Source organism: Pseudonocardia nigra, from assembly GCF_019396355.1.
Lineage (GTDB): Bacteria > Actinomycetota > Actinomycetes > Mycobacteriales > Pseudonocardiaceae > Pseudonocardia > Pseudonocardia nigra.
In genome coordinates this window covers 1-5659 of sequence record NZ_JAHKRK010000336.1, presented here as the reverse complement: position 1 = coordinate 5659, position 5659 = coordinate 1, and the positions used below count along the sequence as shown (strand labels likewise).

Sequence of the window (5659 nt, the reverse complement as noted above, 5' to 3'; positions counted from 1 at the left end):
CCGCGCCGCCCCCCCCCGCCACCGCCGCCCGTCCCGGCCAGCCGAGCAGCACCACGCCCGCCGCGGCCGCCGTGGCACCTGCGAGCAGCGGCACCACCGTGCCGCCGCGCCGGGATCTCGGGACCCTGCCACCCACGCGACCACTTCCCCCCGCCTGAGGCCGCACGGACGCGCGGCTCCGGGGGGACTGTCGTGCGCCGCGCCCGGCGCGTCAGCGGCCGAACGGCCCAGCTACGCGGCGCAGCTGCCGGTGTCGACCTCGGCCATCAGGCCGGGCGCGGCCTGCACCGCGGCGGCGACCTGGTCGACGGTGAGCACGAACCCCGTCTCCTTGTCGTCCAGCGCGGCCCCGAACACGACGCCGATCACCCGCCCGGAGGGCGAGATCATCGGGCCGCCGGAGTTGCCGGACTGGACCACGGCCCGCACCGTGTACACCTCGCGCGTCACCTCGCCGCCGTCGTAGATGTCCGGGCCGCGGAGGCTGATCATCGAACGGATCTTGGCGGCGGTGGCCGTGAACGGGCCGTCGAGCGGGTAGCCGAGGATGATCGCATCGTCGCCCGGGGTGGCGGGTTCGGGCTCGAACACGAGCGGCTCGGCCTGCAGGTCGGGCACCCGGAGCACCGCGAGGTCGACGGCCGGGTCGTAGAGCACGACCTCGGCGTCGAGCTCGACGATCCGCCCGCGCGAGTTCAGCACCTCGGCGCCGGTCTCGGAGGTCCCGGCGACCACGTGCGCGTTGGTGAGGACGAGCTGCGGCCCGATCACGAAACCGGTGCCCTCGAGCTGCCGGGAGCAGGACGGCGCGCGGCCCCGGATCTTCAGCACGCTGTCGACGACCTCCAGCACGACGGGGCTCTGCGCGAGCGCCGGGTCGGGCGGGCCGACCTCGGTGATCGGAGTCTCGGCGAACGGGCTGAGGACATCGGGGAAGCCGGAGTTGTTCAGCAGCTGGCGCAGCTCGGCGGGCAGCTGCTTGGCACCCTCCGGCATGACGGAGTCGACGGCCCGCAGCACCTCGGAGCCGCGGATGCCCGCGGCGAGCCTGGGGAAGCTGGCCGAGGCGAGCGGCAGCGCCACCAGCCACGCCGCCACGACGACCGTGATCGCCTGCAGCACGGACCCGAGGGTGGAGTCGACCTGGAGCGTGCGCTCGCCGGTGATCCGGTCGCGGATGCGCCTGCCGAAGAACACCCCGGTGGTCTCGCCCAGCGCGACCAGCAGCACGACCACGACGATGCTGACGATGATCCGGGTGGTGGGCGTCTCCACGCCCGCGGCCAGCAGCGGCGCGAGCCGGACGCCGAGGACGGCCCCGGTGAGCACGCCGACGAACGACAGCAGCGCAACCGCCATGCCGTGCCGCCAGCCCGAGACGCCCGCGATCAGCGCCAGCAGGACGACGACCGCGTCGACCCAGCTCATGTCCCGGCCACGCGCACGCCGGAACCGCCCGGTGCGCCGTGTCGGCGCGCCGCCCTCATGATCCTGCGACCTCCTGCCGGCCGGCCCGTGCCGCGGACCACGCCTCACCCAGGTCCCGCACCCGGGTGATGTCCCAAGGGCGTGCCCAGCCCCCTAGATCCAACAGAGCGGACAATAAGCCCCCGGTGAATCCCCACACGAGCAGCCCCGCCACCGAGAAGGCCGGCCCGACCAACCCGGACGGGTGACGGACCCGCAGCCGGTTGGCGGGATCGGCCAGCGCGGACAGCGGCACCCGGACGACCGCCGCCGTCTCGGCCGGGTCGACGGCGTGCACCGCGACCGGGCGCTCCCAATGGGCGATCACCGGCGTGACGACGAACCCCGACGGCGGGACGAACAGGTTGGGCAGCAGCGCGAGCGGGACGACCCCGGCCGGCTCGACGCCCGCCTCCTCCTCGGCCTCGCGCAGGGCCGTGGCGACCGCGTCGGCGTCGTCGGGGTCGGTGCCGCCACCGGGGAACGCCACCTGCCCGGCGTGCTGGCGCAGCGTGGTCGCCCGCTCGACCAGCAGCACGTCGGGGCCGTGTTCGGTGTCCTCGCCGAACAGCATCAGCACGGCGGCCCGCCTGCCGTCGGCGGGCACGGGGACGCGGTGGCGCAGCAGCGTGGTGATGTCGACGTCGCGGATCCCGTGCAGCAGCGGGTGCATCCAGGTCGGGGCACTCTCGGGCGGCCGCAGGTACGTCATGTGAGCCGCTCCACGGCGGCGGCCACCTCGTCGGCGGTGCGGAACGGCACCGGCGGGTCGACCCGTACGACGCTCCCGTCGGCGCGCACGACGTACGACATCGGCAGCGACGGCGGGATGTCCAGCGCGGCGCGCAGCGCGTTGTCCGGGTCGGTGACCGACGGCAGCGTGACGTCGAGCGCATCGAGCAGGTCGAGCGCGGCGCGCGGGTTGTCGCGGACGTCGATGCCCAGCACCGGCACGGCGTCGGGCCGCGCGGCGTACTCGGCGAGCACGGGCAGCTCGTCGCGGCAGGGCGCGCACCACGAGGCCCAGACGTTGAGCAGGGCCGGGCGGCCGGCGAGGGCGGCGCCGAGGTCGACGTTGCCCGGCGCGCCGAGGCACGGGACGGTGATGCCGGCGAGCGGGCCCGCCGCGGGCGCGCCGGACGGTTCGGGGCACGGGGCCAGCTGCGCCGCGGCGCGCAGCGGGGCGAGCTCGGCGTCGGGCACCGCGACGGCGGTGGGCTGCGCCGCATCCGGCGCGGCGGTGGCCGGCTCGTCGTCGCGCGGCCAGAGGGCGAACACCGCCAACCCGAGCAGCAGCACGACGACGAGGGTCGTGACGACCTCGGATCGCCGGACGCCGGACCGCTCGGGGATCACGGGGCGTCCTGGTCCTCTCCGGGCCGCTGGGCGGGCGCGGCGTCCTCCGGGATTCCCGCCTTGGCCAGCAGCTCGAGCCGGGACGGCCCCTTGACGAGCGCGGCGGCCTGCGCGGGCTCGGTGGGGCCGGCGCCGTAGGCCGGGCAGTCGGCGCTCAGCGTGCAGGCGCCGCACGCCGGCTTGCGCGCGTGGCACACGCGGCGGCCGTGGAAGATCACCTCGTGCGACACGATCGTCCAGTCGCGCTTGGGGACCAGCGCCCCGACCGCGTGCTCGACCTTGACCGGGTCCTCCTCCTGGGTCCAGCCCCAGCGGCGGACGAGCCTGCCGAAGTGCGTGTCGACCGTGATGCCCGGGATGTCGAAGGCGTTGCCGAGGATCACGTTGGCGGTCTTGCGGCCGATGCCGGGCAGCGCGACGAGCTCCTCGAGGGTGTGCGGGAGCGAGCCGTCGTGCTTCTCCACGACGGCGGTGCCCAGCCCGATCAGCGAGTTGGTCTTGTTCCGGAAGAAGCCGGTGGGCCGGATCATCTCCTCGAGCTCGGTGCGGTCGGCCTGCGCGTAGTCGAGTGCGCTGCGGTAGCGGGCGAACAGCTCCGGGGTGACCTCGTTGACGCGCTGATCGGTGCACTGCGCCGAGAGGATCGTGGCCACGGCCAGCTCCAGCGGCGTGGTGAAGTCGAGCTCGCAATGCGCGTCGGGGTGCGTGGCGGCGAGGGTGCGCAGCATCCGGCCCACCCGGCGCGCGCGGCCGAGCGCGGGCTCGCCGTCGGCCACCCGCTTGGCGAGCCGGGCGGCGTTGCGGGCGGCGCTGCTCCGCGACGAGGTGCTCCGGTTCTGGGTGCTTCGGGACGCGATGGTCACGATGACGAGCCTACGGGCGGGCACCGACACCCGACGACGCCGCCGGTGCCGCCCGTCCGTATCCCGGCCGTCACGCACGGTGGTTGGGCGGGTCACGAATCCGCATCAGCAGGGCGCCGCGCCGACCCCGACGACGCGCGGGCGCCCGCGGTGCGAGACGATCGGACCCGACATGACTGCCTGGTTGTCCGTCCTCGTGCCGCTGCTGGTGATGTTCTTCGCGCTCGGAATGGAGCGCGTGGAGTCGAAACTGCGAGAGGCCACCTTGCGCCCCGAGGAGCTCGAGGAGCTCCTCGAACGACCGCGGCCCGACGAGGTCCGCGCGCTGTTCCGGCAGGGCACGGGGCGCGCTCTCGAGCTGTTCCGGCTGCGGAACCGCAGCACGCGCGGGCGGAGATCCACCAAGCGCAGCAAGGCCGCCTAACGCGGCGAAATCGGTCGAAGAAACCCCCGAACGGGGGCTATCCGGCGCTATGTCGCCCGGTCGTGCGGGTACAACGACGGTTGCGGCGTCACAGAGGGTGGGCGCACCCCCTAGACTGACGCGCCGGTGATCCGCCGCGGGGCAGCGGCCGGGACGAGGAGCGGTGCAGTGGACGAGGTTCTGATCCGCGCAGGGATCTTCCAGGGAGTCGAGCCGCAGGCGGCGGACGCGCTGGCCCAGGCGCTCGAGCCGGCGGAGTTCCCGCGTGGGCACGTCATCTTCGCGGAAGGCGAGCCGGGCGACCGGCTCTACATCGTCGGCGCCGGCAAGGTGAAGATCGGTCGCAAGTCGCCCGACGGGCGCGAGAACCTGCTGATGGTGGCCGGCCCGTCCGACATGTTCGGCGAGCTCTCCATCTTCGACCCGGGCCCGCGCACGTCGTCGGCCACGGCCGTCACCGAGGTCCGCACCTACACGATGGACCGCGCCGCGCTGCGGGAGTGGATCGCCAAGCGGCCGGAGATCGCCGAGCAGCTGCTCCGCGTGCTGGCTCGGCGGCTGCGCCGCACCAACAACATGCTCGCCGACCTGATCTTCACGGACGTGCCGGGCCGCGTGGCGAAGTCGCTGCTGCAGCTGGCGCGCCAGTTCGGGTCGCAGGAGTCCGGCCTGCTGCGGGTCACCCACGACCTCACGCAGGAGGAGATCGCCCAGCTCGTCGGCGCCAGCCGGGAGACGGTCAACAAGGCGCTCGCCGACTTCGCCCACCGCGGGTGGCTGCGGCTGGAGGGCAAGAGCGTGCTCATCCTCGAGCCGGAGCGCCTCGCCCGCCGCGCCCGCTGACCCGCGCAGGTCGCACCTTCGCCCAACGGCGCTCCCGTCCACGCGGTGGACGGGGGCGCCGTTCGCGTGTGTGAGGCCCGGCAATCGAGTGGTACGGCCGTACCAGAATGTGCGACCCTGGGACGCGTGTCGTCCTCCGCATCGCTCGTCGACTATCGCGCGGCCCTGACCACCCCCGGCGCACCGGTGCCGGTGCTCGCCTCGGCCGTCGGCAGGCTGCCGATCGCGATGCTGCCGCTGGCGCTGCTGCTCTACGTCCAGCAGGTGAGCGGGTCCTTCGCCGCGGCGGGGCTGGTGTCGGCCGGCACGATGGTCGGCGTCGCGGCCGGATCGGTGACCCAGGGCCGCATCATGGACCGGTTGGGCCCCACGCGGCCGCTGCTGCTGGTCGTCGGGCTGTTCGCGCTGGCCGTGACGGCGCTGGTGACCGCCGTGGAGACCCGTCAGCCGTTGCCGGTGCTGGTGGCGTTCGCCACCGTCTCCGGGCTGGTGCGGCCCGCGCTGGAGGGTGCGTCGCGGTCGCTGTGGTCCGGGCTCGTCCCGCCCGGGCCCGTCCGGTCGGCGGCCTACAGCTACGAGGCGATCAGCCTCGAGGTCTTCTTCATCCTCGGTCCGGCGATCGCCGCGTTCCTCGTCGCGGCGGCGCCGTGGCCGGGGCTCGGCGTGGTGGCGGCCGCTGCCGCGATGGCGCTCGGCGCCACCGGGT

7 protein-coding genes are annotated in these 5659 nt (G+C 74.5%); 3 read left to right on the top strand and 4 right to left on the bottom strand.

From position 1 onward, the window contains the following. Positions 1 to 231: 231 nt before the first annotated feature. Genes KME75_RS39575 through nth form a run of 4 tightly spaced genes read right to left on the bottom strand, consistent with a single transcriptional unit; the run spans position 232 to position 3551 of the window. On the bottom strand, positions 232 to 1428 hold the full coding sequence (locus KME75_RS39575; RefSeq protein ID WP_219420130.1) for a MarP family serine protease: 1197 nt from the start codon (positions 1426 to 1428) through the stop codon (positions 232 to 234). A gap of 55 nt (positions 1429 to 1483) precedes the next feature. After that, the gene (locus KME75_RS39570; RefSeq protein ID WP_219420129.1) at positions 1484 to 2179 is read right to left on the bottom strand and encodes an NUDIX hydrolase; all 696 of its coding nucleotides are present in this window, start codon (positions 2177 to 2179) and stop codon (positions 1484 to 1486) included. Further along, positions 2176 to 2823, bottom strand: a complete 648-nt coding sequence (locus tag KME75_RS39565; protein WP_308283478.1) for a TlpA family protein disulfide reductase — start codon at positions 2821 to 2823, stop codon at positions 2176 to 2178. Before KME75_RS39565 ends, KME75_RS39570 begins: the two co-directional genes overlap by 4 nt. Beyond that, on the bottom strand, positions 2820 to 3551 hold the full coding sequence (gene nth, locus KME75_RS39560) for an endonuclease III (RefSeq protein WP_219420131.1): 732 nt from the start codon (positions 3549 to 3551) through the stop codon (positions 2820 to 2822). Before nth ends, KME75_RS39565 begins: the two co-directional genes overlap by 4 nt. Before the next feature lie 307 nt (positions 3552 to 3858). Between nth and KME75_RS39555 the strand changes: the two genes are divergently transcribed. From KME75_RS39555 to KME75_RS39545, 3 genes are all read left to right on the top strand, one after another. Further along, positions 3859 to 4110 carry a hypothetical protein gene (locus KME75_RS39555; protein ID WP_219420128.1) on the top strand — a complete coding sequence of 84 codons (252 nt, stop codon included), beginning with the start codon at positions 3859 to 3861 and terminating at the stop codon, positions 4108 to 4110. Positions 4111 to 4278: 168 nt separating this feature from the next. After that, entirely contained in the window at positions 4279 to 4953 is a 675-nt protein-coding gene (locus tag KME75_RS39550) for a Crp/Fnr family transcriptional regulator (protein ID WP_219420127.1), read from the top strand. Positions 4954 to 5079: 126 nt separating this feature from the next. Then, positions 5080 to 5659, top strand: a 580-nt coding sequence (locus KME75_RS39545) for an MFS transporter (protein WP_219420126.1), incomplete at its 3' end; no start/stop codon positions are given.

What these genes read in the sequence shown, in the direction of transcription:
- KME75_RS39575 (WP_219420130.1), bottom strand. Translation starts at nt 1,428, where the DNA reads ATGAGCTGGGTCGACGCGGTCGTCGTCCTGCTGGCGCTGATCGCGGGC.
- KME75_RS39570 (WP_219420129.1), bottom strand. Translation starts at nt 2,179, where the DNA reads ATGACGTACCTGCGGCCGCCCGAGAGTGCCCCGACCTGGATGCACCCG.
- nth (WP_219420131.1), bottom strand. Translation starts at nt 3,551, where the DNA reads ATGCTGCGCACCCTCGCCGCCACGCACCCCGACGCGCATTGCGAGCTC.
- KME75_RS39555 (WP_219420128.1), top strand. Translation starts at nt 3,859, where the DNA reads ATGACTGCCTGGTTGTCCGTCCTCGTGCCGCTGCTGGTGATGTTCTTC.